General features: G+C 64.4%; 19 protein-coding genes. 8 read left to right on the forward strand and 11 right to left on the reverse strand.

Annotated elements, in window-relative coordinates:
- Positions 1-48: 48 nt before the first annotated feature.
- A complete protein-coding gene (locus tag AC56LH_RS10540) occupies positions 49-1,269 on the forward strand; it encodes a sugar diacid recognition domain-containing protein (protein WP_499645901.1) in 1,221 nt (406 codons plus the stop codon).
- Here the strand turns inward: AC56LH_RS10540 and AC56LH_RS10545 are convergent.
- A complete protein-coding gene (locus AC56LH_RS10545) occupies positions 1,244-1,615 on the reverse strand; it encodes a hypothetical protein (protein ID WP_499645902.1) in 372 nt (123 codons plus the stop codon). The two genes, AC56LH_RS10540 and AC56LH_RS10545, sit on opposite strands and share 26 nt — an antisense overlap.
- A gap of 128 nt (positions 1,616-1,743) precedes the next feature.
- Between AC56LH_RS10545 and AC56LH_RS10550 the strand changes: the two genes are divergently transcribed.
- The 3 genes from AC56LH_RS10550 (at position 1,744) to AC56LH_RS10560 (ending at position 5,924) form a co-directional block, all read left to right on the forward strand.
- Positions 1,744-2,190 (forward strand): RcnB family protein, encoded by a 447-nt coding sequence (locus AC56LH_RS10550; protein WP_499645903.1) that lies wholly within the window; start codon positions 1,744-1,746, stop codon positions 2,188-2,190.
- Positions 2,191-2,359: 169 nt separating this feature from the next.
- Positions 2,360-5,101: a TonB-dependent receptor gene (locus AC56LH_RS10555; RefSeq protein ID WP_499645904.1), complete on the forward strand. Its 2,742-nt coding sequence runs from the start codon at positions 2,360-2,362 to the stop codon at positions 5,099-5,101.
- A gap of 226 nt (positions 5,102-5,327) precedes the next feature.
- A complete protein-coding gene (locus AC56LH_RS10560; RefSeq protein WP_499645905.1) occupies positions 5,328-5,924 on the forward strand; it encodes a PEP-CTERM sorting domain-containing protein in 597 nt (198 codons plus the stop codon).
- A 33-nt stretch (positions 5,925-5,957) separates the two neighbouring features.
- Here the strand turns inward: AC56LH_RS10560 and AC56LH_RS10565 are convergent, their stop codons facing one another.
- Complete coding sequence (locus AC56LH_RS10565) at positions 5,958-6,512, reverse strand: hypothetical protein (RefSeq protein ID WP_499645906.1); 555 nt, start codon at positions 6,510-6,512, stop codon at positions 5,958-5,960.
- A gap of 201 nt (positions 6,513-6,713) precedes the next feature.
- Between AC56LH_RS10565 and AC56LH_RS10570 the strand changes: the two genes are divergently transcribed.
- A complete protein-coding gene (locus tag AC56LH_RS10570) occupies positions 6,714-8,918 on the forward strand; it encodes an EAL domain-containing response regulator (protein WP_499645907.1) in 2,205 nt (734 codons plus the stop codon).
- A 206-nt stretch (positions 8,919-9,124) separates the two neighbouring features.
- Here the strand turns inward: AC56LH_RS10570 and AC56LH_RS10575 are convergent, their stop codons facing one another.
- The 6 genes from AC56LH_RS10575 to AC56LH_RS10600 form a co-directional block, all read right to left on the reverse strand.
- Complete coding sequence (locus tag AC56LH_RS10575) at positions 9,125-9,913, reverse strand: hypothetical protein (protein ID WP_499645908.1); 789 nt, start codon at positions 9,911-9,913, stop codon at positions 9,125-9,127.
- Between the two features lie 442 nt (positions 9,914-10,355).
- Positions 10,356-11,348: a Bug family tripartite tricarboxylate transporter substrate binding protein gene (locus AC56LH_RS10580; RefSeq protein ID WP_499645909.1), complete on the reverse strand. Its 993-nt coding sequence runs from the start codon at positions 11,346-11,348 to the stop codon at positions 10,356-10,358.
- Between the two features lie 53 nt (positions 11,349-11,401).
- A complete protein-coding gene (locus tag AC56LH_RS10585) occupies positions 11,402-12,379 on the reverse strand; it encodes a hydroxymethylglutaryl-CoA lyase (protein ID WP_499645910.1) in 978 nt (325 codons plus the stop codon).
- Positions 12,376-13,587: a CaiB/BaiF CoA transferase family protein gene (locus AC56LH_RS10590; protein ID WP_499645911.1), complete on the reverse strand. Its 1,212-nt coding sequence runs from the start codon at positions 13,585-13,587 to the stop codon at positions 12,376-12,378. Before AC56LH_RS10590 ends, AC56LH_RS10585 begins: the two co-directional genes overlap by 4 nt.
- A 75-nt stretch (positions 13,588-13,662) precedes the next feature.
- A complete protein-coding gene (locus AC56LH_RS10595; protein ID WP_499645912.1) occupies positions 13,663-14,598 on the reverse strand; it encodes a LysR family transcriptional regulator in 936 nt (311 codons plus the stop codon).
- A gap of 53 nt (positions 14,599-14,651) precedes the next feature.
- A complete protein-coding gene (locus AC56LH_RS10600; protein ID WP_499645913.1) occupies positions 14,652-16,013 on the reverse strand; it encodes an MmgE/PrpD family protein in 1,362 nt (453 codons plus the stop codon).
- 271 nt (positions 16,014-16,284) lie between these two features.
- Between AC56LH_RS10600 and AC56LH_RS10605 the strand changes: the two genes are divergently transcribed.
- Positions 16,285-17,898 (forward strand): L,D-transpeptidase family protein, encoded by a 1,614-nt coding sequence (locus tag AC56LH_RS10605; RefSeq protein WP_499645914.1) that lies wholly within the window; start codon positions 16,285-16,287, stop codon positions 17,896-17,898.
- Positions 17,899-17,938: 40 nt separating this feature from the next.
- Here the strand turns inward: AC56LH_RS10605 and AC56LH_RS10610 are convergent, their stop codons facing one another.
- The 3 genes from AC56LH_RS10610 to AC56LH_RS10620 all read right to left on the reverse strand — a co-directional run bounded on the left by AC56LH_RS10610 (position 17,939) and on the right by AC56LH_RS10620 (position 20,436).
- Complete coding sequence (locus AC56LH_RS10610) at positions 17,939-18,109, reverse strand: hypothetical protein (protein ID WP_499645915.1); 171 nt, start codon at positions 18,107-18,109, stop codon at positions 17,939-17,941.
- A gap of 149 nt (positions 18,110-18,258) precedes the next feature.
- Entirely contained in the window at positions 18,259-19,995 is a 1,737-nt protein-coding gene (locus AC56LH_RS10615; protein ID WP_499648448.1) for a PHA/PHB synthase family protein, read from the reverse strand.
- 33 nt (positions 19,996-20,028) lie between these two features.
- Positions 20,029-20,436: a universal stress protein gene (locus AC56LH_RS10620; protein ID WP_499645916.1), complete on the reverse strand. Its 408-nt coding sequence runs from the start codon at positions 20,434-20,436 to the stop codon at positions 20,029-20,031.
- A 275-nt stretch (positions 20,437-20,711) separates the two neighbouring features.
- Here AC56LH_RS10620 and AC56LH_RS10625 point away from each other — a divergent pair, with 275 nt between their 5' ends.
- Positions 20,712-21,527, forward strand: coding sequence for a universal stress protein (locus tag AC56LH_RS10625; protein WP_499645917.1), 816 nt, complete (start codon positions 20,712-20,714; stop codon positions 21,525-21,527).
- Positions 21,527-23,983: a cation-translocating P-type ATPase gene (locus AC56LH_RS10630; protein WP_499645918.1), complete on the forward strand. Its 2,457-nt coding sequence runs from the start codon at positions 21,527-21,529 to the stop codon at positions 23,981-23,983. Before AC56LH_RS10625 ends, AC56LH_RS10630 begins: the two co-directional genes overlap by 1 nt.
- Positions 23,984-24,099: the final 116 nt, after the last annotated feature.

A 24,099-nucleotide genomic window follows, 5' to 3' on the forward strand; every position in this document is an offset into this window, starting at 1 on the left:
CGACAAATTGTGCATAATCACAAACGATTCCCCCCTTCAGATATCGCCATGCACATCCTCGACGCCGGCCTCGCGCAGGAGATCGTCTCGCGCACCATGCGCATCATCCCGTTCAATGTCAACGTGATGGACGCCCACGGCGTCATCCTCGCCAGCGGCAATCCGGGGCGGGTCGGCGAGCTGCATGCCGGCGCCTTGCTGGCGCTGGCCAAGAAGCTCACCACCGAAATCGATGCAGCGGCCGCGCACAAGCTGCATGGCGCTCAGCCGGGCATCAATCTGCCGCTGTGCGTCGGCGGCGAGATCTGCGGCGCGGTGGGCTTGTCCGGCGCGCCCGACGACGTGCGCCAGTTCGGCGAGCTGGTACGCCTCAGTGCCGAGATGATCCTCGAGCAGGCCGCCCTGACCCAGGCGCTGCAGAGCCATTCACGCTACCGCGAAGCGTTCGTGCTCAACCTGATCCGCTACGAGCCGGGCGCGCGCGCCGAACTCGAAGGCTGGGCGCAGCGCCTCGGGATCGACGTCGAGCGCATGCAGCTCGTGTTCCTGGTAGAACTGCAGGGCGTGCCGCCAGCAGTGGACCATGCGCCGAGCGCCGTGCAGGTGCTGCAGATGCGGATCCTCGCGCGACGCGACGACGCCCTCACCGCCACCGTCGGGCCGGCCGAACTGGTGCTGCTCGAGGCGTGGGAGCCGTCACGCAAGGGACTCGAGACACCGCCGCAGCGCCGCCTCGACGCCCTGGCCCAGCTGCTGCGCGAAGAATGCACGCTGCCGTTCACGCTGTCGATGGGAATCGCCTTGCCCGGCATCGACGGCGCGGCCATCTCGTATGGCAGTGCGCGCACCGCCAGCCGGCTGGGGCGTGCGCGCGATCCGCAGCAGCAGGTCTTCAGTTATTACGAGATGGCCTTGCCGGTGCTGCTGTCCGGCCTGGACAGCGGCTGGCAGGCGCACCAGCTGCGCATGCCGATCGCGCGGCTTGCGCACGACAAGAGCCGCGCCATGCTGCGCGCAACGCTATCCGCGTGGTTTGCGCAGAACGAGAATTCGGCCGCCACCGCAAAGGCGCTGGGCATCCACCGCAACACGCTCGACTACCGGCTGCGGCGCATCGGCGAGCTCACGGGCCTGGACCTCGGCGCGAGCGAAGACAAGCTGCTGCTGTATGTGTCGTCGTTGTTAAGCCCGACCCTGAGTCCGACCCTGAGCGCAACGGTGAGCCCGCCTGTCAGCTCGACTGTCAGACCTGCCGACCCACCGGCGTAGCCGACAACGCGCAGGTCGGCATCGATGCCGGCATCGCGCCCGACTTGTTGTCGTCGCGCGCGCGCCGGGCCTTCGCCGCCGCAGCAATGCGACGCGTCTCGGTCAGAGCGGCCGCGCGTTGCGCCAGGGTCAGCTGGCCGCCCAGCGCCGTCAGCAACCCGCTGCCCTCGGCGAACATCAGCAGCGACGGGTCGCCAGGCTGCGCAAGCTCCGTGTCGATCAGGCCAACCGCGAGCAGGTAGCCATACCCCTGCACCAGGTGCCTGTCCGTCAGGTCCGCGCCGCCCCGCTTCTGCATGCCACACATGGCATCGGGCATATCGAGCGCCAGCACGCTATTTCTCACACATTATGACGAGCGCTGGCGCAGATACACTTTGTAGCATTGCTTACTGGAATTCTTAACATGTTAGGCGGTGGCCGTAGTCTAATGAACTCATCGATTCAACGGATCGGCCACCAGGAGAAATAAAAATGAAAACCAAGTTCATCGCAGCATTGATTGCATTGACCTTTACCGTGAGTGGCAGCGCTTTTGCACAACGCGGTGATCACGGAAACGATCGCGATCACGACCGCAACGGCTATTCGCAGCAACGCGACGACCGCCGCGACGATGACCGCCGTGACGACGATCGCCGCAACAACGGCGGCCCGCGTGCCCATGACAACCAGCATCGCAACGACAGCGCCCAGTATTATCGCCGTGACGATAACCGCGGTGGCGGTCCGCGCCACGACCTGCGCCGTGGCGGCAAGCTGCACAAGGAATACCGGAATAATCGTTATGTTGTGAATGATTGGCGCGGCCGTCACCTGAGCGCGCCACCGCGTGGCTATCACTGGGTCCAGACCGGCAACGATTATGTGCTGGCAGCGATCGCCAGCGGCATTATTGCCCAGGTACTGTTCGCGAATTAAACGCCAGTTGATGCTTCGATAAACCGCCCGTCTAACGACGCGGCGGTTTTTTTACGCGTGCGCGTACCATATTTACAACATCCATTCATCCCTCTCCGATTGTTGCATCCATTCAACCCAGCGCACGTTTAATATCAGTCAATAAGTTTGATGTAATCACGGAGAATGGATGAATACGAATTTGAAACCAGGCGCACGCGCCGTGCGCGGCGTCCTCCTGGCCTGCGCCGGGACGACCATTGCCCTGGCCAGCCTGCCTCTCGCCGCGCAAACGCTGCCAGCGACGTCGGCAACTGAATTGCCGCGCGTCGAAGTCACGGGCTCGGCGATCCGCCGCGTGCAGTCTGAAACTGCGCTGCCAGTGCAAACGATTTCACGTGCCGAGATCGAGAAAACGGGTGTGACCACCGCCGCCGAACTGATGGGACGCGTGTCGGCCAACAGCAATGGTTTGACCGACGGCGCCAGCATCAATGTCGGCGGCGACCAGCGCGGCTTCAACAGCGCCAACCTGCGTGGCATCGGCACCTCGTCGACGCTCGTGCTGCTCAATGGCCGGCGCATGGCCAACTTTGCGTCGCCCGGCGATGACAGCGGCGTTGACCTGAACAATATTCCGGCCGCCGCCCTCGAGCGCGTCGAAGTGCTGCTCGACGGCGCATCGGCGCTGTATGGCACTGACGCCATCGGCGGCGTCATCAACTTCATCACCCGCAAGGATTTCCAGGGACTCGAAGCGAACGTGTACGTCGGCACGACGGACGAAGGCGGCGCCGGCAAGCGCACCGCCAGCCTCAGCGCCGGCAAGGGCGTGCTCGAGCGCGATGGCTACAATGTGTTTGCCGTGGCCGACTTCCAGCGCGCCAATCCCCTCAACACGTCGCAGCGCAGCTTCATTCCTGGCCTGCAGGTCGAGCAGCGCCTCGGCCACCTGCTCTCCAGCTACACCAGCCCGGCCAATATCCGCCTGACCTCGGCCCAGCGCGATCGCCTGCAGGAGATCGGTTTCACGCTGAACGGCCAGCCGATCACGAACCGCCTGATCAACCTGTCGGTCCCGAACTGCGCGCCGCCGGCCAATGTCTACCTGCCCGAGGGCACCGGCGGCGTCGATGCCTGTACCTATAACTACATGGGTGATACCGAGCTGTATCCGAAATCCGAAAAAGCCAGCCTGCTCAGCCGCGCCGTCATCAAGCTGGGCGGCTCGCACCAGGCATATGCCGAAGTCGCGCTCAGCCGTGCCAAGACCGACTACACCGGCTCTTCGGCACGTGTGACCGGCTACATCGATTATTCGCGCGTGCCGCAACTGGCTGGCACCGGCCTGGACCAATTGGACGACGACATTCCGGGCGAACTGGAATTGCGCATGCGCCTGAACGAAGCGGGCCAGCGCACCAGCACGCTCACCAGCGAAGGCGTGCGTTTCGTGGTTGGCATGACGGGCACCGTGGGCGGCTGGGATTACGACACTGCGTACAACCACAGCGTCAACACGGTCAAGGACCGCGATACCCATGGCTACGTGCTGTACAACGAGCTGCTCGAAGGGATCGCCGACGGCCGCATCAACCCGTTCGGTGCATCGAGCCCGGAAGGCCAGGCGCTGATCGACAGCATCCAGGTCGACGATGTCGTGCGCCGCGCGCGCGGCACACTCGACGCCGTCGACGTGAAATTTTCACGCGCCCTGATGCCGATGGCGGGCGGCGAGCTGGCGGTGGCCATTGGCGGCGAAGCGCGGCGCGAAAAGAACCGCTTCACGCCATCGGCCCTGCTACTGAGCGACAACATCAACAATGACGCCGCGCCCGAAGGCGGCCGCGCGACCAGCGACAGCCGCGATGTGGCTGCGGTGTACGGCGAAGTGCTGATGCCGTTCGCGAAACAGTGGGAAGCGCAGCTGTCGGCGCGTTACGACCATTACGAAAACGTTGGCGGCGCGGTCAGTCCGAAGATCGGTCTGACCTACCGGCCAAGCGAGGCGCTGCTGCTGCGCGGTTCGGCCGGCCGGGGCTTCCGCGCGCCGTCAATGACGGAGTTGTATCGCCCGACCGTCTACAGCAGCACGGCCACCCTGCCCGATCCGGTCTACTGCGCCACGGTCGAGAACAATTATTCGGACTGCGCCGACAACTGGGACACGCGTCGCTACAGTAACGAAAACCTGAAGCCCGAGCGCAGCCGCCAGTTCTCGCTGGGCGCCGTGTTTGCCGCCGGCAAGCATGTCAGCGCATCGCTCGACTACTGGAACATCAAGCGCACGAACCTCATCAGCGAAATCGGCGATGACATTATTCTGGGCAACCTCGCCAAGTACGGCGATCTCGTGTATCGGGACGAGGACGGCCTGATCGACTACATCGCGCTGCGCAAGGACAACCGCGGCGCGCAACTGGCGCGCGGCATCGACCTGGCGCTCACGGTGCGTGGGGTCGATACAGCCATCGGTCGCTTCGGCGGACGCCTGAACGGTACCTATGTGCTGACGTCGGACATCCAGAATGCACCAGGGGACGAATTCGTGAGCAACCTGAACCGCTTCGTGACCGACGGCGTGGTCCAGCGCTGGCGGCACACGGTGAGCTTCGACTGGGATCGCGGCCCGCTGTCGGCCAGCCTGCAAAATACATTCTCGAGCGGCTACGAAGACCAGAATACGGCGATCAATATCGATAACGGCAGCGTGGTGGCGGCCAACCGGGTCAAGCGTTATTCGCTGTGGGATTTGTCGGGCGCGTATGCCGTCGATGCACACCTGAAGCTGCGGGTGGGCATCCAGAATCTGTTCGACAAGAGTCCGCCCTATTCCAACCAGGCTTATTACTTCTTGTCGGGATACGACCCCAGCTATACGGATCCGCGCGGGCGCCGTTTCTATGCCAGTGCCAATTACTCGTTCAGATAGCGTCTGATGGCTTGTTCCGGGATTTCACCGAGCCGTGGAATCCCGGATGTCTGCCAACGTCCCCCCGTTCATCGAGCACCACCTCGCCATGTCGGGAAAACTTACAAGCGTAAATACACTCAACAGGCGCTGATCACAATCTCGATCCAAATCAAGCACTTGTAATTTAATTAAGATGTGGCACGGTTACTGCTAGTTACAAGGCTCACACTAACCGGAGAAAACCATGTCCCTGCGTACCCTGAAAAAGCTGCTTGTCGGGCTGTCATTGCTGGCCTGCACTTCTGCATTCGCTGCACCGCTGGTGGTCAATATCGCTGGTGCCCAGAGCTTTGGTGAAGTGGGAGAGGCAGGCAATACGGTCTACACGTTCAATGTGGGCGCAGGCTCCCAGATCACCAGTGTCGCCTTCAACGTCAACATTACCGCTTTCACACCGAGCTATCTGTCCGAGATCGGCCTGTATTTCAGCGATTCAGCGCAGTCGACTGGCGTGTATTTCAACCCGGGTTTTGAAAACCCGGACCCTGGCACCGCCACCTACGCCGGCTCGGCCAGCCTGATCGACCTCGGGTTTGACTTCCTGGTCGGCGCCGATGGCATCCTGCGTCTGGAGTTCTACGAGGATTTCGATGATGGATTAGTATCGCCAGACGGCATCTGGAACTTCGGCACGATCACCTTTGGTGTGACGGAAGTGGGCGGGCCTGTCGATCCGGGCACGGACATTCCTGAGCCGGCAACCGGCATGCTGCTCGGCGCCGGCCTGGCCTTGATGGGCTTTACGGCGCGGCGCCGTCGCACCGGCGCCAACATGGTGTAAGCCGCAACCTGGCGCAGTTGCCTGGCAGCTGCGTCACAGGGACTGGTTCTCGATACGAACCAGTCTCCAGCAATCGTCCATCTTGAAGTAATACGACACCAGGTAATCGGTGTCGGCCTTGGCCAGATTGACCCGCGCCGTCGCTGTCGTCACCTCTTCCAGTTGCAGAACGAGCGCGTTGTCCTTGCGCTCCTGCACCAGAGGCATGACGGGAAATTCAGCCGACTGCACCGCCGTGTAGCTGCGTTGCACCGCCTCGTCACTGGAAAATCGCTGGATGAAAAACGAAATGTCCTGGGCCGGACAAACGGACGCCGACGTGGTCGCGGGCGCATCCGACTGCGTATTCAACTGCGCCGCCTGGCCATGACCTGCTGCCATCAGCAGCAGCGCGAAGCTTAGCTTGTCCAAACCACCCACATTGACCTCCCCGATCGATTCCCTCAGAAATAGCGCGCCGCGACCAAGCCGGCTGGCGGCCGATGGATCGACCGCCGCGCTTGCCTCGCAACCAGTGCCCAAGTCTATCAGAAGAGCAACGGCGTCCTGAACACGGTCGGCCAGGTCACCTTGACAGGTCGTCATCACGAAAAATGGGAACGTGCATCAGCTGTTCTGTCGCCATACAGGAACGAAAATCCTCTGACACCCGACATTTCTGCACACGATTGCATTGTCATGCCTCAAATGCAACGGATAAGCTGGCATTATGTGAAAGATTAGACATGAACGTCTGCAGCGCTCACGGGCGTCAGGCACAGAAAATCGCACGGCTTTGACAGAATGACGATGAATCGATTTCGAACTACCGGACTCCCGGCCAGCATCCGGGGCACGTTGCCCGCTCATCTTGACGCTTCCCCCACCACCCCTCCCCACCGCCCCCGCTTGCTGCTGGTCGACGACGAGCCGCGCGTACTGGCCTCATTGCAGGAAATGCTCAAAGGTAGCGGCTACGCCATCACGACGGCCGACAGCGGGACCGCCGCGCTGGCGTGCCTGGCAGAGATGCGCTTCGATCTGGTGCTGCTCGACCTGCTCATGATGGATGTCGATGGCCACCAGGTCATGGACTTCATCAACCAGCGCGACATCAAGGCCGACGTCATCGTTGTCAGTGGTACCGTCGGGATCGATTCGGCCATCGGCGCCCTGAAACGCGGCGCCCACGATTACCTGCGCAAGCCGTTCAGCCGCGAAGAATTGCTGCGCACGGTCGAAAACGCGCTCAAGCAGCGTGACCTGCAGCAGATCAACCGTCGCATGGTGGCAGCGCTCGCGCTGTCCGAGAAAAAATACCGTTATCTGGTCGACGCCTCGCCCGACATGATCTACATGCTCGGTCACGAAGGGCGCTTTACCTACGTGAATGACCGTGCGTGCCAGATGCTGGGCTATGAACGCGAAGAGCTGCTGGGCCAGCACTACACGGCGCTGCTGCATGCCGAAGACCACGAGCGCGCACTGTACGTGTTCAACGAGCGGCGTGTCGGCGAGCGGGCCTCGCGTGACGTCGAGCTGCGCGTAACGTGCCGGGCCAGCCCGATGCACGGACACGCCACCGTCGCCGACACATCCGTGATGACGATCTCGCTCAACGCGATCGGCATGCACCGCGAAAAACGCGATCCGCACACGCAGACCTATGTCGGCACTTACGGCATCGCGCGCGACGTCAGCGCGCGCAAGCGTGCCGAGGCGGTCATCCATCACCAGGCGTACCACGACATCCTGACCGACCTGCCCAACCGCGTGCTGTTCAAGGACCGGCTCGGCCTGGCGATGCTGCAGGCCCGCCGCAAGCGCGCCGAACTGGCGGTGATGTTCATCGACCTGGACCGCTTCAAGCTCGTCAACGACACGCTCGGCCACGGTCACGGCGACAAGTTGCTGCAGCAAGTGGCGCAGCGCCTGAAGGACTGCCTGCGCAAGGGTGACACGCTGGCGCGCCAGGGTGGCGACGAGTTCACGATCGTGCTGCCCGATCTGCGCTCGCGCGACGATGCGCGCGTGGTTGCCGACAAGTTCATCGAGCAGCTGCATCAGCCATTCGACCTGGCCGGCACCGAAGTGCATATTTCCGCATCGATCGGCGTGGCCATCTACCCCGAGCACGGCGAGTCGATCGACGAGCTGCTGCGCAATGCCGACATCGCGATGTACCGCGTCAAGGACCTCGGCAAGAATGGCCATGCGTTCTACGATCCGTCGATGCACGACGCGCTGCACCAGAACGTCGCGCTGGAACAGCATCTGCGCCGCGCACTCGAGCGCAACGAGCTCGAAATGTACTACCAGCCGCAGATCGACGCTGCCAGTGGCCGCATCATCGGCGCCGAGGCGCTGATGCGCTGGAACCATCCGGTGCGCGGCCTGATCATGCCTGCCGAGTTTTTGCCATTCGCCGAAGAGAGCGGCCTGATCGTGCCGATCTCGGAGTGGATGATCGACACCCTGTGCCGCGACATGGCGCAATGGGGCACGGACGGTGCGAACGCGTTGACGCTGTCGCTGAATCTGTCGCCGCATTATCTCGACCACAGCAAATTCTTCGAGACGATGCGCAATGCCCTCGAGCGCTATGACATCGGCCCGGGGCGGATCGCCGTCGAGATCACGGAGAATATCTGCATCCGCAACCCGCAGTACGCAATCGAGCAGCTCAAAAAGCTCGGGCAGCTGGGTGTCTCGGTGGCCATCGACGATTTTGGCACCGGCTATTCGTCGCTCGCGTATCTGCACCGGTTTCCGATCCAGACCATCAAGATCGACCAGTCGTTCGTGCAGCAGATCAGCGACGAGGATGGGCATTACCCCGTCGTGCTGGCGATCATCTCAATTTCACGCGGCCTGAATCTGGACCTGGTGGCCGAGGGCGTGGAAACCGAGGCGCAGGCTCGCTATCTGCGCGCGCACGGGTGTTCGACGATGCAGGGATTTTTGTTCCACCGGCCGATGCCGTTGGGGGGCTTTGTCAACGTGCTCAATTCGTAGCATTGTGGCGCCAGGCCATGGAAGGCCCGGCACCCTGGCGCGACGGCCCGCAATGCCACCATGGGGAGCAGTCCCTCCAGCCACATCGTGTCCTGCAGCCTTGGACCTGGGCACCGAAGCGCTGATCCGACAGCACCGTCTACGCCGATTGCACGTCGACTCCCGCCAATGTTCCAGCGATGGCGTACGGCCGGCTCGCGGGCTTGTTACTGGTTTTTTGGCCGTGGCCGCAATACTTTCTCAACGAAGCGGGCCGTTTGACCTGCCTGACTAGAAAAGGCGCGCCGGCCCTTGAAGGCAGGGCACGCATGGGCAGCGGCCATCAGCCGGGGCGACCTGCCGCCTCCGTCGGCACCTTGGCCGGGATCCATCATGTATCCGATCCTCTCGGCAATGACTTCGTTGCGGAGTAGGTCAATAACTTTGAGCGAGCTACCCGCAATCCAGTAACGACGATCATCGGCTGTCGAAATATCCTCATAAGTAACGCCATAGCGTGGTGCTGGCTCACTTGTAGGGCTGGACACCAGTACCACTCTGAAATAAGCCTTCAAATAGCGTGGGTCCTTCAAACCTGGTTGTTCGATGGACCCTGTGTAGCGATATCGTTTCCCATCCTTAGGGTCACTGGCGTCCACGTACATATATCCAACTTGCCTCTGAAGAGGAGCGATCCGCCCTTCTGCGCGCTCAATATGGCCAGGCAAATCATGGTGCGCCCTAAGAAAACTCTCGATATAGCCATCTCCGGTAAGGTCTCTCCCATACGGATCATCAAGGACGAACTGTTGGCTGTAGTTGATGTCGCGAGAACGAATCTTCAGTAGCAGCAGACCATCCACATCCTCGACGGTCCTTTTGATTGTCTCTCCAGCCGTATTGCAACGCTGCTGGAACAGCGTTCGCGCCACTGCCATATCTTTGGATTCTGCATAAACATGTGACGTTATGCTCGATAGGATCAATGCAACAGCAATTCCAATTAGCACCAACATATTTTTTTCTTGATCGTCACGAGACCTTCGGGATTCTTAATTGACACGCATAAAAAGTGCGCCAATTCCTGGTAATGAATCTTGACGCTGCAAAGACAACCCCATTTTTATGGTTTTACGACTAAGAAGAACGGCATCATCGAGAACATCAACAAACTGGCCTGCTCATGAAAAGGCCGACGAAGCGGATAAGTAAAGACGCAGATATATCCTAACGGAAAATTTCTGGAAATTACTCACCGATTGTCGCAAGGCATGTTGTAAATTTTCAGTTCCTGCAATCGTTTCCTCGTCGCAGTACGGCTTTGTTTCGTGCAAAACCGATGTTCGATGAATGGACTGCCGGCTTTTCGCCGCGATCATTCCCTTGACGTTGATCCACCCAGTAAGCTGATTCGCGCAACAAAGCCCCTACCACGCAATCCCTGGACGACACGGGCACTCACTCCCCCGTGATCTTCGCATCCTTCACAAATTTGCCCCACGTCTGATATTCCTTGCTCGTATGCGCTGCCAGTTCCTGCGGCGTCATGTAGACCGCGTACGCACCCTGCTCCTGCGCCTTGCGTTTGAACGCATCGGTCGCCATGATTTTCTTGATCTCGCCCGTCAGCTTGTCCACGATCGGCTTGGGCGTGTTGGCGGGCGCGTACACGGCAAACCACGAGCTCACGTCCAGCTTCTCGTACCCTTTGATCGTCGCCGTCGTTGGCACGTTGGGCAAGCTCGGCAGCGCAACGTTGCCGGTCACAGCTATGGCGCGCAGCTTGCCGGACCGGATGTGGGCCAGCAGCGGCGGCGCCGTCGTAAAGGTCATCTCAACGTTTCCACCCAGCAGATCGGTAATCGCCGGGCCCGTGCCTTTGTAGGGCACGTGGGCGATGTTCGTGCCGCTCATCCGGTTCAGCATTTCGCCCGTCACGTGTTGCAGGGAGCCGTTGCCGGACGACGCGTAATTGAGTTTGCCGGGGTGTGCTTTGGCATAGCTGACCAGTTCGGGCAGCGTCTTGATCGGCAGATCAGGCCGCACGACGAACACTTGCGGCGCCACGATCAGGTTGGCAACGGGGGTGAAGTCCTTGATCGGATCGAATCCGGCTTTGACCACATGCGGCGTGATGACGTGAAAGCCCGAGTACTGCACCAGCAAGGTATAGCCGTCCGGCCTGGCCCGCTTGACGGCCGAGGCGGCGATTGCGCCTGCACCGCCCGGCCGGTTTTCGACGACAACCGGTTTGCCTAATGCCTTGGACAGCGGATCGGAAATCATGCGCGCGGCCAGGTCGGTGGTACCGCCTGGCGCTGCCGACACCATCAGCGTGATGGCGCGCGCGGGGTAGTTGTCCTGCGCCTGCGCGTGCGCGCCGATGCTGGCAAGTGCTGCGCCGACGGCGAGCATACTGGCGCGCATGCGCAGCGAATGAATCGATTTCATGGTGTCTCCTGAATTATTAAAATAGTTTTTTGCATGCCGGCGATGGCCTGGGTTCAAGCCGGGCGCGCTTCTGCACGCTCCCTGATCGCGTCAAAATCCCCGGGTGGCCGGTGCAGATCGAGCCGGCGGCCGGCCTTGACGATCTGGCTCGGCGTCTCGTGCCCGATCAGCGCCGGCAGCCGTGTCGATGCCTCCAGCAAGCGGTCCAGATCGACCCCCGTGTCGTAACCCATCAGCTGCAGCGCGTGTACCACCTCTTCGGTGCAGACATTGCCCGAGGCGCCGGGTGCATACGGGCAGCCACCAATGCCGCCGAGGGACGCATCGAAGCGGTCGGCGCCCGCATCGATCCCCGCCAGTACATTGGCCAGGCCCATGCCGCGGGTATTGTGAAAGTGCAGGCTCAGTTCGGTATCCGGCCAGGCTGCGCGAAAACGCGCCGTCAGCGACGCGACCTGGCTCGGGTACGCCATGCCGGTCGTGTCGCATAGCGTGATGCCGCTGGCGCCCGCCTCATCGATGAAGCGCGCGCACCAGGCCAGCAGCGTGTCTTCCGGCACGTCGCCTTCCATCGGGCAGCCGAACGAACACGACAACGAAATATTGACAGCCAGCGATGCTTGCCGCGCCAGGGCCGCCACCTCGCACAAACCCTGGAACGATTGCGCCTGCGTCATGCGCAAATTGGCCAGGTTGTGCGTTTCGCTGGCCGACATCACCAGGTTCAGTTCGTCGGTGTGGCTCTCGATCGCGCGCTCGGCACCACGCACGTTCGGCACCAGCGCGCTGTAGATCACGCCCGGCACGCGCTCGATGCCAAGCATGACCTGCTGTGCATCGGCCAGCGCCGGAATCGCCTTGGGCGAAACAAACGCAGTCACTTCGATCTTGGCCATGCCGGCCTGCGACAGGCTGTTCACCAGCGCGATCTTGTCGGCGGTCGGTACGAACACCGACTCGGCCTGCAAGCCGTCGCGCGTGCCGACTTCCTGCATGTGGATGCGGCGGCCAGCGCCGTTCCACCGGTTCATGCGACCACTCCCTTGGTGCGCAAGGCGGCGATGTCCGGCTCACTCAATCCCAGTTCGCGCAGCACGCCATCGGTGTCGTCACCCAGGCCCGGGGCAGAGCTGCGTACGGTGCCCGGGGTACCGAGCAATTTGGGAACGACGCCGGGCACCTCGAGCTCATACCCGTCGCGCGTGGACTGGGCCAGAATCATGTCGCGCGCCCGGTAATGGGGATCTTCCGCGATGTCTTTCGCCGTATAGACCTTGCCGGCCGGGACGCGGGCGCCGCCCAGCAGGTCGAGCACCTCGGTGATCGGGCGGGTTGCGGTCCAGACGCTGATGGCGGCGTCGATCTCGGCCACGCGCACGACGCGGCCGGCATTGTCCGCCAGCGCCGGGTCGTGGGCCAGATCGTCGCGCCCGATCACGGCCATCAGGCGCTTGAAGATGCTGTCGCCGTTACCGGCGATGAGCACGTAGCCATCGTTGCAGCGGTAGGCGTTCGACGGCGCGATGCCGGGCAGCGCGCTGCCGGCGGCTTCGCGCACGGCACCGAACGCGCTGTATTCGGGCAGCAGGCTTTCCATGACGTTGAACACGGCCTCGTGCAGGGCTACGTCGATCACCTGGCCCTTGCCGCCATTGACCTTGCGGTGGTACAGCGCGGTCAGCACGCCGATGGTGCCGTGCAGTGCGGCCAGCGTATCGCCGATCGACACGCCGCAGCGCACCGGCACGCGGTCGGGTTCGCCCGTCAGGTGGCGCAGGCCGCCCATCGCTTCGCCGATGGCGCCGAAGCCCGGCAGGTCGCGGTACGGACCGGTCTGGCCATAGCCCGAGATGCGCAGCATCACAAGGCCCGGATTGAGAGCGGACAGCGCGTCCCAGCCCATGCCCCAGCCTTCCAGGGTGCCGGGGCGGAAGTTCTCGATCAGCACATCGGCTTCGGCGATCAGCTTGCGGGCGATGTCCTGGCCTTCGGCGCTGCGTAGATCGAGCGCGATCGAGCGCTTGTTACGCGACTGCACCTGCCACCAGACCGATGTGCCTTCCTTGATCATGCGCCAGTTGCGCAGCGGGTCGCCGCTGCCGGGCGCCTCGATCTTGATGACATCGGCGCCGAATTCGCCCAGGGTCTTGCCGGCGAACGGGCCCGCAATCAGTTGACCCATTTCGATGACGCGCACGCCGCGCAGGGCGCCGTCGGGAATGCTGCTGTTGAGGTTCATGCTGGTCTCGTCGATGGTGGTAGCTTGTCGACCCAGCATAGAGACAACGGGCCCTGCCCGTCCAACCGTTTCTTTTCAACGAGCCTTCGTCAACCGCGAACGCTCTTCGGCAGCTCCAAGATGCGCGAGCAGCGCCCGCGTCACCGGCGACAAGCCCTTTTCTTCCCGCACGACAATGCGCAGCTCGCGCTCGGCCCACGGCTCGTCGATCTCGACAGCCACCAGCCCCAGCGGCTGGCCGATGGCCGTAAACACTTCGTGGGGAATCACGCCCAGGCCCATGCCCACCTGCGCCATGCGGCAGACGGCGTCGAAGCCAGGCACATGGATGCGGGTTTTCAGTGGCCGGCCTGAGGCGCGCGAAGCCAGGTGCGTGCGCTTGTTGATCGAACTGTCCGCGTGCAGGCCCACATGGTCGAAGTCGAGCGTGTCGGCGAACGGCACGCGGCCGCGCCCGGCCAGCGCGTGGTCGTGGCGCATGACGAGCACGACGCGGTCGCGCCGGTACAACTGGCTGTGCAGGTCGCGGGTATCGGTGTCGCCCGAGCAGATGCCGATCTCGGCGAAACCGTCTTCGACGCCCTTGACGACATCGCCGCTGGGGCGCTCTTCCAGGTCGAGCCGGATCTGCTCGTGCAGGTTCAGGAAGGCGCGCAGATCCTCCGGCAAGAATTCCACGATGGCCGACAGATTCGCCACCATGCGCACATAGCCGCGCAAGCCCTGGGCGTGCTCGGCCAGTTCCTGGCCGATCTTGTCGACGCTGAGCAAGATGCGGCGCGCATGCGTCAGCAGCGATTCGCCGGCCGGGGTCAAGGTCATGCCGCGCGCGGTGCGCACCATCAGCGCCACGCCCAGCGCCCCCTCCATGTCGGCCAGCCGCTTGCTGGCGGCCGAGACGGCAATGGCTTCGCGCTCGGCGGCGCGGGTGAGTGAACCTTCTTCGTGGATTGCCAGGAAAAGCTGCAGGCTGGTGAGATCCAGCCTTCTTAGGATATTGTTCAGTGCCATCGGAAAAGCTGATACAGCAGGAGACGAGAGTGTCACGACTGTATCAGGTCTGCTCAGGCAAACAGGTTTCCCACCCTGGGCGTGTCCGCCAGGTTCCAGATGCGCGCGGCGAGCGCATGCATCTCGGCTTCGCTCGCGGCTTCGCCAAACAGCGCCAGCCGCAGCGCTTTCCCTTCGAGTTCAGGGCGCGACAAGGTGTTGCCGGGGTCGCCCTTCGGTTCATCGACCCGGCCAGTGAGGCGCCGGCCATCGGTGGTCTCGACCGTGACCTTGCCGATCCAGCGCGCCGGATAGGCGGTGTCGACTTCGTCGTCGAACTCCATGCCCACCTTGCCACGAAACGCGGCAATCGGCGCCGCATTGAAATTGTCCTCGAACTGGCTCAGGCCGGCCACATCGTAATGTGCGATCAGCCCCAGCACCGTCCCCATCGAGAATTTGGCCTGATGCACCGTCTGCGGATCGACGACTGCGCCCAGCACATCGATTGCACCCTGGTGCACGTGCGCGACGACGCGCGCGATCTGCCCGGGTTGCAGGCCGTGGGTTCGCATCACCTGCTGCAAGGCGTCGGCAGCCGGATGCGTGTGCCGGCACGACGCGTGGAATTTGAAGGACGTCTCGGCCAGTGCCCAGCGCTCGCCCAGGCGGTCGGTCAATTTGGCCGGATCGGCGTCGCTCGACATGCCCGCCGCCATACCCTGCGCGCCCTCGAGGATGCGGCGCGCACCGGTAAAGCCGTCCTGGGCCAGGTAGGCCGAGGTCAAGCCATTCGCGGCTGCGGCGGCCGTATGCAATTGCTTCGAGTCGGCGGCGTCGCGCAAAAATTCCCACAGGCCTGCCGCCTGCGTGCCGGCCGAGCCGAACGCATGCAGCATCTGCTCGGGCGTGAGCTTGAGCAAGTGGCCCGCCGCTGCCGCAGCCGCCAGCGTACCGGCGGTGCCCGTCGTATGAAAAATGCGGTAGTGCGAGCGGCCAAGAAATTCGCCGACGCGGATGCCGACTTCATAGCCGGCGACGGCCGCCGTCAGCAAGTCGCGCCCGCTGGCGCCGATCGACTGGGCAACGGCCAGCGCCGCCGGAAACACGACCGCGCCGGGATGGAAGACCGAGCCGTTGTGCACGTCGTCCTGTTCGGCGACGTGCGAGGCAGCGGCGTTGACCATGGCAGCGAACATCGGCGTGGTCGTGCGGCGCGAGATCAGCACCTCGCAGGGGCCGCTGCCCGGCCCCATCGTCTGCGCGTAGCGATCGATGGTTTGCACGGCGCGCGAAGTGCGGCCGGCCAGCGCCGAACCGATCCAGTCGAGGAACAGGTCTTCGGTGCGCATGCGCACGGCGTCGGGAATCTGCTCGTAACGCAGGGTGGCGGCGAAGCTGGCGAGCAGCTGGCTCGGGTGCTGGTGATCAGCCATGTGGTCTCCTTGGTAGACGAGTTCGACGGTCGCCAGGGTGCGGCGTCGCGTGCTTGCTCCGGCCATCATAGGACGTAATAAACAACAAAGAGAAATAGAAATAAATGATGCCAGCATCACGGGCGCATCGATCGAAGCAGCACCATGCGCCATGACTGCGTGGTTGCGAATACCGTAAATTTGATACAGGTCAATGACCGCCAGGCGCTGTAAGGTGTAATTTTGATGCCCATCACGTTCACTCTCCATTACACCGCATGCACCACACCCCATGGCATTTCCCCGTCTGACCCGGCCCGCCAAAGCGCATAGCAGCGCCGCACACCTCATCCTGTTATTGCTGCTCCAGGCTGCCACTAACAACGGCGCGCTTGCCCGCGATTCGCTTGCGGACACACAGGCAAACGCGGCCAACCCGTGCGCGCCAGAGGTTGCGCGTGCTGTCCCGCTCCCCTCATCCGCCGTGCCCTGGTTGTCCGGTACGCACGGGATGGCAGAGGGGGCGTTGCAACTGCTGCGCGCGGCGCCCGCACACGGCCTCGACGTCCGCCGCTATCAGGTCGACGAACTCACGCAACGGCTGACCGGCCCCGAGGGCCAATCGGCGGCATTCGTGCGCGATCTCGACCGCGCAATGGTCCAGTACCTGTGCGATCTGCACGGCGGCCGTGCGGCCTGGGCCAGCCGGGTGTCCGCAGCGCCCGACACCGGTTTCGACCCGCGCCAGCGCCTGGCCACCGTGCGCGACGCGCAAGGGCTGGTACAGGCCATCGATGCAGCCGTGCCCGCCATTCCGCTGTATGGCCGGGTCAAGGCCACGCTGGCACAGTACCGCACGCTGTCCCTGGCAGCACCGGACTGGCCCGCGCTGCCGCCGGTCGCACGGGCCGCCATCCACGCCGGCGAGCCCTACGCGGGCACGGGCATGCTGCAGGCGCGGCTGCAGTTGCTGGGTGATCTGGACGCGCAGGCACCCATGGGCAGCGACGGCATCTATACGCCGGCACTGGCTGGCGCCGTGCGGCGTTTCCAGTCGCGGCACGGGCTGGACGAAGACGGCGTACTGGGCGCCGCGACGGTCACGGCGCTGTCGGTGCCGCCCGCGCACCGTATCGCCCAGCTGGCGCTGACGCTCGAACGCCTGCGCTGGCTGCCCCCGCCCCCGGTGCACGGGCGCGTCGTCGTCGTGAACGTGCCCACCTACCGCTTGTGGGCCTTCGATGCCAGCGACAATTTTGCCGCGCCAACGCTGGAAATGCGCGTGATCGTCGGCGCGCGTGGCCGCACGCCCACGCCACTGTTCATCGGAGAAATGCGCTATCTGGAATTTGCGCCTTACTGGAATGTTCCTGCCAGCATCCAGAAGAATGAAATCGTCCCGAAGCTGGCGCGCAATCCTGCCTACCTGCAGCAAAATAACATGGAACTGGTGGGATCGGACGGGCGCGTGCTGCAGGTTGGCGTCGGCGATGCGGCAAGCCGCCTGCAGGCCGGCAGTGCCAGGGTCAGGCAGCGCCCCGGCCCGCGCAATGTGCTGGGCGACGTCAAGTTCGCGCTACCCAACCCGATGAATATCTATTTGCATTCCACGTCGGCCAGGGAACTGTTCAAGCGTACGCACCGCGACCTGAGCCATGGCTGCATCCGCGTCGAACAACCGGCCGAGCTCGCGCAATTCGTGCTCGCCGATCCGCAGCAGTGGAACGGTGCACAGGTGGCTGCCGCCATGAGCGCGGGCAAGAACCGTTTTGTCAGGCTGGCCGAGCCAGTGCCTGTGGTGCTGTTCTATGCAACGGCCCTGGTCGATCGTGAAGGCCGGGCCTTGTTCGCCCCCGATATCTATGGGCGCGACGCTGCGCTGATCGCCGCGCTGCAGCTGGAATGATTGCGATGCCGCCGTCGCGCGGCGCCGGCGGCACCCTGGGTCACGCCACGGCGACTGCGTCACTCACCTGTTCGCTGTCGATGGTCTCCTGCTTGACGGACGACGAGGTGGTGTCAGCCGGCGCCTGCGCCGCAGCACCGTGGACGGCGGCGGCCTGCGCCAGCAGCGCGTAAAAAATCGAGTTCATGCGGCGCATTTGTTTGGTATTCATGGGGGCTCGCTGGTTGATGGATGAGCGCCATGCATATGGCAGTCACGGCATGCAGTGTGCAGAGACGAGCCCGCAATTTCAATGATGCAAGTCAAAGACTGCCGTTACCGTGGCCCATCGGTGGAATATCCCTGCTGCTGACGCCGCGCCTACTGCACCAGCACGTAGCGGCCCGGCGCAGCGTCCGGCACCGTGTCCGGATCGACCGCCGTCACAGCGGTGGCGGCGATCTGCGCGGTGGCATGGCTGCGCAACCAGTGCTCCCATGCCGGCCACCATGAGCCGGCGTGCTGCGGCGCCGCCGCGCACCAGGCGTCGGGATCGAGATAGCGGCCATCGTGGGCGCGCGTGGCGATCTGGTAGCCGTGCCCGCCACTTGCCAGCGGCGGGTTGACGACGCCGGCATTATGCCCGCCGCCCGTCAGGCAGAATGTGATGTCGGCGTCGGCCAGCAGGTGCAGCTTGTAGACCGACAGCCAGGGCGCGACCGTATCGCGCCGGGTGCCGAGCACGAACATGGGCCAGTGCAGGTCGGACAACGCGACCGGGCTGCCGCCCACGCGGTAGCGGCCCTGCGCCAGATCGTTGTCGAGATACAGGCTGCGCAGGTACTCGCTTTGCTGGCGGTATGGCATCCGGGTGGCATCGGCGTTCCAGGCCGCCAGGTCGCTGGTAACGCGCCGGCCCTTCCCCAGCAAATAGTTCTGCACCATGCGCGACCAGACCATGTCCTTCGCATTGAGCAGCGCAAACGCGCCTTCCATCTGCGTGCCGTCGAGATAGCCTTTACCGGCCATCACGTTGTCGAGAAAGTTCAGCTGGCTCTCGTCGATGAACAGGCCCAGTTCGCCGGGCTCGCTGAAGTCGACCTGCGCCGCGAGCAGTGTCAGGCTGGCCAGGCGAGCGTCGCCGTCGCGCGCCATGGCGGCCGCGGCAATGGCCAGCAGCGTGCCGCCCAGGCAGTAGCCGAGCGCCTGGATCGCGTACCCGGGCCGCAGTGCGGCGACCTGCTCGATGGCCGCCATTACGCCAAGCTGCAGGTAATCATCCATCCCGAGATCGCGGTCGATCGCATCGGGATTTTTCCAGGAGATCATGAAGACGGTGTGGCCACGGTCGACCAGATAGCGCACGAGTGAATTGGCGGGGGACAGGTCGAGGATGTAGTACTTCATGATCCATGGCGGCACCATCAGGACCGGCTCGGCGCAGACGGTGGCGGTCGCCGGCTCGTACTGGATCAGCTCGATAAGGCGGTTGCGATACACCACCTTGCCGGGTGTCAGGGCGACACCCCGGCCCGGCTCGAACCCCGTTGGCGCCGTCGCCGCGGCGCCGCTCGCATCGTCGATCGCGTTGCGCCACCCCATGGCCAGATTCATGCCGCCGGAACGCCAGGTTTCCTTGAGCACGACCGGATTCGTCATCAAGAAATTGGATGGTGAAAACATGTCCAGGACCTGGCGCACGGCAAAGGTCCACAATTGCTCATGATGCCGTGTTACCCCGGGCACGCCGGTGGTGGCGTTGTACCACCATTGCTGCTCGAGCAGGAATGCCTGGTAGATCAGGTTGAACGGCCACGCCTGCCACTCGGGCGCAGCGAAGCGGCGGTCTTGCGGCAAGGGGATGATGCAGGGGACAGACTTCTGGCCGGCATCGGCTGCGGCGCTTGCGGCCAGGCGCAGCAGCTTGCGCTGCGCCTTGCTGACCAGTTCACACTGCTTGTCCGGGGAACCGGCCAGATGCACCAGCCAGTCGGTGGCGGCGGCCGCCAGTGAAGCCGGGGACAGGCCCTGCGTCCACCATGCGATCTGGGCATGCAGTGCACGGTCGAGTTCGCGCACCGGCGCCTCGCCAGGCGTGGCAGAACCGGTCGCAGGCAGGGATGGCAGATCTGCGATGCGCTTACCCTCCTCTCAGCGAAACAGCAAAACAGGCAGATGCGCGTGCTCGATCACTCGGGCGGTCTGGCTCGCAAGAATGTGCTCACTGGCGCCGTGACGGCCGTGCGAGCTCATGCAAATCAGGTCAGCGTGATGGTCGAGCGCGGCGCGCACGATGGCCTGCCACGGTTCGGCGCCGGTCAGGACCTGGCACTTGCACGGCACGCCCAGCGTGCGCGCGGTGTCGGCGACCTGTTCCAGAATGCGCTCTGCATGCGCCAGCGTGGCCGATGCCAACCCGGCATCAGCGTTGTCGGAAGGCGGGACGACATGCACGGCGACCACCGCCGCGCCAATACCGGCGGCAAACGCCAGGCAGGTGGCCACCAGCGGCGTCATCGACAATGACCCGTCGACCGGCAACAGGATGCGCTGGAACATCGGTCATTCTCCAAAAAAAGATTGTCAGCGCCTGGCCGCAGACCAAGCGGCGGGCATCGGGTTGATCCTAGTCGTGCCGCTGCAAACACCGATATGACATGCATCAAAAATCACGGGAATGCACAGCGTCGCGGGCGTGCGCGCCATGCCACGCCCGGCAAGTTTGATGCAAGTCAAATTCGTTCAAACCGGTTGCGCCAAGCGCGAACGTTGCGCTGGACTGACCGCATCGACGCGCCGTACGCTGGTCAGTCACAGCCATCCGGAGGTGCACCATGTGCTACAAGACCATCGTCGTCCACGTCGACCATTCGCTGCATGCCGAGGCGCGCATGCGGTACGCGGCGCAACTGGCCGCGCGCTGCGGCGCGCACCTCGTCGGCAGCGCCTTCTCGGGCATTTCGCGCTATGCCGAGGCGGGCAGCACGATGCTGCTGGCGCAGCAGCACGAACGTCGGGGCGACAACGACAGCGCGCTGGCACGCTTCGACGCGATTGCCATTGCCGAGGGCGTGGCCAGTCATGAGCGGCGCTATGCCGACGACGAGCCGGCTGGCGGACTGGCGCTGCAAGGCCGCTACGCCGATCTCGTCGTCGTCAGCCAGACGGACCTCGACGATCCGGCGGCGGCGCATCTGGCCGGGCCAGTACCGGCGCAGGTCGTCCAGGGCAGCGCGCGTCCGGTGCTGGTGCTGCCCCATGCACGCCGGCACGCGACGATCGGCGGACGCATCATGCTGGCATGGGACGGCAGTCTACAGGCCACGCGCGCCGTCGCTGGCGCCCTGCCGCTGCTGCGCGATGCCGGCCTGGTGGCGATCGTCCTGTTCCAGCCGCTCGAGGCCACCGGGCGCGAACCGGGCACCGATCTCGCGCTGTACCTGGCACGCCAGGGGGTGCGCTGCGAGGTGCATGTCGAACCGTCGCCGATCGACGACGGCGCCGCCTTGCTGGCCTGCACGGATTGCCTGGACGCCGACCTGATCGTGATGGGCGCGTACGGGCGCCCTCGCCTGCGCGAAATGGTCCTGGGAGGCGTCACGGAAACCCTCCTCGACCGGATGACGGTGCCGGTGCTGATGGCGCACTGATGGTCCCCGACCCGACCGCCGATGGCCTGAGCGCAGCCGAGGCCGCGCACCGCATCGCCACGGACGGACCGAACACGCTGGCCACGACCGAGCGTCGCACCTGGCGCCGCATCGCTGCCGATGCGGCGCGCGAGCCGATGTTTTTGCTGCTCGCGGGCGCCGCCGTGCTGTATCTGGTGCTGGGGCAGCCCGATGAAGGGCTGCTGCTGTGCCTGATGGTCGCCGTCAGCCTCGGCCTTGGTCTGTACCAGGAAGGCAAGACCGAGCGCGCGCTGGCCGCACTGCGCGACCTGGCCAGCCCGCGCGCGCATGTCCTGCGCGACGGCTGCTGGCACATCATCGACAGCGCCGGCATCGTGGCCGGTGATCTCGTCGCGGTCAACGAAGGCGACCGCGTGCCGGCCGATGCCCACGTGCTCAGCAGCGCCGGATTGCAGGCCGACGAGTCGCTGCTGACGGGCGAATCGATGCCGGTCGAAAAGGACGCGACGACAATGCTGTATGCCGGGTCACTGGTGCTGCAGGGCCACGCGATCGCCCGCGTGGCCGCCACCGGCGCGCGCAGCGAGCTGGGCCGGATTGCCGCGTCACTGCAGTCGCTGCGGCCGGCGCCGTCCCCGCTGCAACGCCAGAGCGCCGCGCTGGCGCGTGCGTTTGCCGTGCTGGGCATGGCATTCAGTGTCATCTTGGTGCTGGTCTATGGCCTCATGCGCGGCGACTGGCTGCAAGCCGTGCTGGCCGGCATCGCGCTGGCCATGTCGATGCTGCCCGAGGAACTCGCGATCGTGATGACGGTGTTTCCCGCGATCGGGGCCTGGCGCCTGGCGCGCCAGCAAGTGTTGGTGCGGCGCCTGCCGGCGATCGAAACGCTGGGCGCCATCTCGGTCCTGTGCGTCGACAAGACCGGCACACTGACGGCCAACCGGATGGCCGTTGCGATGCTGTACGCACACGGCGCGCGCCATCCGGTCACGTCGCAGGCCCTGCCGGCCGCGCTGTTGCCGCTGCTTGAAACGGCGGTACTGGCCAGCACCGCGACGGGGCCGGACCCGATCGACCGGGCCGTGCAGCGTCTTGGTGCATCATGCCTGCCGCCGGCGCAGCGCCACACCGACTGGTTACTGGTGCACGAATACAGCGTCAGCGCGCAGCAGCGTGCACTGGTGCAGGTATGGCGGCGCCCCGACGACATCCTGATCGCTGCCGCCAAGGGCGCGCCGGAAACCGTACTCGGATGGTGTCATGCCGATGCCGCGCTGCTGGCTGCAGCATCATCCATGGCGCAGGAAGGCCAGCGCATGCTGGCGGTCGCGCAGGCCACCCTGCCCGGCACCAGCTGGCCGGTCGCGCCAGCCGATATCGCGTTCACGCCAGCGGGGCTGCTGGCCCTGGCCGACCCGCTGCGGCCCGAGATCCCCGCGTGTGTCGCCCGCTGCGCCGGGGCCGGCATCCGGGTGGTGATGATCACGGGCGACCATCCGGACACGGCGCGCGCCATCGCGCGACAGGCGGGGCTGTCTGACACGCCGGTGCTCACCGGCGCGGCGCTCGATGCGCTGGGCGATGCGGCGCTGGATGCGCGCATCGGGGCGCTCACCATCTGCGCGCGCATTGCCCCGACACAGAAACTGCGCCTGGTCCAGGCGTTCGCACGGAGCGGCGCCACCGTCGCCATGACGGGCGATGGGGTCAACGATGCGCCGGCGCTCAAGGCCGCCCACGTGGGCATCGCGATGGGCGGTCGCGGCACCGATGTGGCGCGCGAGGCGGCGGCGCTGGTCCTGCTGGACGACCGCTTCGCGTCGATCGTCGATGCCATCGGCGCCGGCCGCCGGATCCACGACAACCTGCGCAAGTCGATCCGCTACGTCATTTCGATGCATGCGCCAATCGCCGGGATGGCCATCCTGCCGATCCTCGCCGGCTGGCCGCCGCTGCTGTATCCGATGCACATCGTGTTCATGGAGCTGATCATCGATCCCGCCTGCACGCTGGTGTTCGAAAACGAGCCGTCGGCGCCCGGTGCGATGCTGCGCCCGCCGCGCGATCCGCACGCGCCGCTGTTGACACCTGCCGCCCTGGCCCGCACGCTGGCCATGGGCTTGGGTCCTTTGGTGGCAGTGGCCGGCGCGTATGGCTGGGCGCTGGGCGCGCTGGCGCCTGCCGAGGCACGCGCGTTCGGATTTACCACGCTGGTGTTTGCCAACCTGTCGCTGATCCTGGTCAACCGCGCAGCGGGCGCGAGCCTGCTCGGTTCACTGCGCCAGCCTAACCGGATCCTCTGGCTGGTCGTGGCGGCGGCCCTGGGCCTGCTGGCCCTGGCGCTGTACGTGCCGTGGCTGGCGGCGCTGTTCCAGTTTGCGGTGCTGGCGCCGGCAACCATCGCTGGCGCAGGCGTCATCGGCCTGGCAGGCGCGTTGCTGCCGGCACTGCTGTTGCGGCGGCATCGACATTGACCAGCTCGCTGCACATAAGGATTTACATCAATAACCAATCAGTTTTTTTTGATGCAAATCAAGAATTAAGAAGATATATGACCTCTTCAGCAACTTAATCTCGACGTGGCGCAGTG

The organism is Telluria sp. LT1R51-2 (assembly GCF_059685775.1).

Bases quoted from the DNA above. Each gene is read 5' to 3' on its own strand.
- AC56LH_RS10575 (WP_499645908.1), bottom strand. From the start codon at position 9,913: ATGTTGGTGCTAATTGGAATTGCTGTTGCATTGATCCTATCGAGCATA.
- AC56LH_RS10570 (WP_499645907.1), top strand. From the start codon at position 6,714: ATGAATCGATTTCGAACTACCGGACTCCCGGCCAGCATCCGGGGCACG.
- AC56LH_RS10555 (WP_499645904.1), top strand. From the start codon at position 2,360: ATGAATACGAATTTGAAACCAGGCGCACGCGCCGTGCGCGGCGTCCTC.
- AC56LH_RS10605 (WP_499645914.1), top strand. From the start codon at position 16,285: ATGGCATTTCCCCGTCTGACCCGGCCCGCCAAAGCGCATAGCAGCGCC.
- AC56LH_RS10600 (WP_499645913.1), bottom strand. From the start codon at position 16,013: ATGGCTGATCACCAGCACCCGAGCCAGCTGCTCGCCAGCTTCGCCGCC.
- AC56LH_RS10625 (WP_499645917.1), top strand. From the start codon at position 20,712: ATGTGCTACAAGACCATCGTCGTCCACGTCGACCATTCGCTGCATGCC.
- AC56LH_RS10590 (WP_499645911.1), bottom strand. From the start codon at position 13,587: ATGAACCTCAACAGCAGCATTCCCGACGGCGCCCTGCGCGGCGTGCGC.
- AC56LH_RS10630 (WP_499645918.1), top strand. From the start codon at position 21,527: ATGGTCCCCGACCCGACCGCCGATGGCCTGAGCGCAGCCGAGGCCGCG.
- AC56LH_RS10610 (WP_499645915.1), bottom strand. From the start codon at position 18,109: ATGAATACCAAACAAATGCGCCGCATGAACTCGATTTTTTACGCGCTG.
- AC56LH_RS10540 (WP_499645901.1), top strand. From the start codon at position 49: ATGCACATCCTCGACGCCGGCCTCGCGCAGGAGATCGTCTCGCGCACC.
- AC56LH_RS10585 (WP_499645910.1), bottom strand. From the start codon at position 12,379: ATGAACCGGTGGAACGGCGCTGGCCGCCGCATCCACATGCAGGAAGTC.
- AC56LH_RS10560 (WP_499645905.1), top strand. From the start codon at position 5,328: ATGTCCCTGCGTACCCTGAAAAAGCTGCTTGTCGGGCTGTCATTGCTG.
- AC56LH_RS10580 (WP_499645909.1), bottom strand. From the start codon at position 11,348: ATGAAATCGATTCATTCGCTGCGCATGCGCGCCAGTATGCTCGCCGTC.
- AC56LH_RS10620 (WP_499645916.1), bottom strand. From the start codon at position 20,436: ATGTTCCAGCGCATCCTGTTGCCGGTCGACGGGTCATTGTCGATGACG.
- AC56LH_RS10550 (WP_499645903.1), top strand. From the start codon at position 1,744: ATGAAAACCAAGTTCATCGCAGCATTGATTGCATTGACCTTTACCGTG.
- AC56LH_RS10595 (WP_499645912.1), bottom strand. From the start codon at position 14,598: ATGGCACTGAACAATATCCTAAGAAGGCTGGATCTCACCAGCCTGCAG.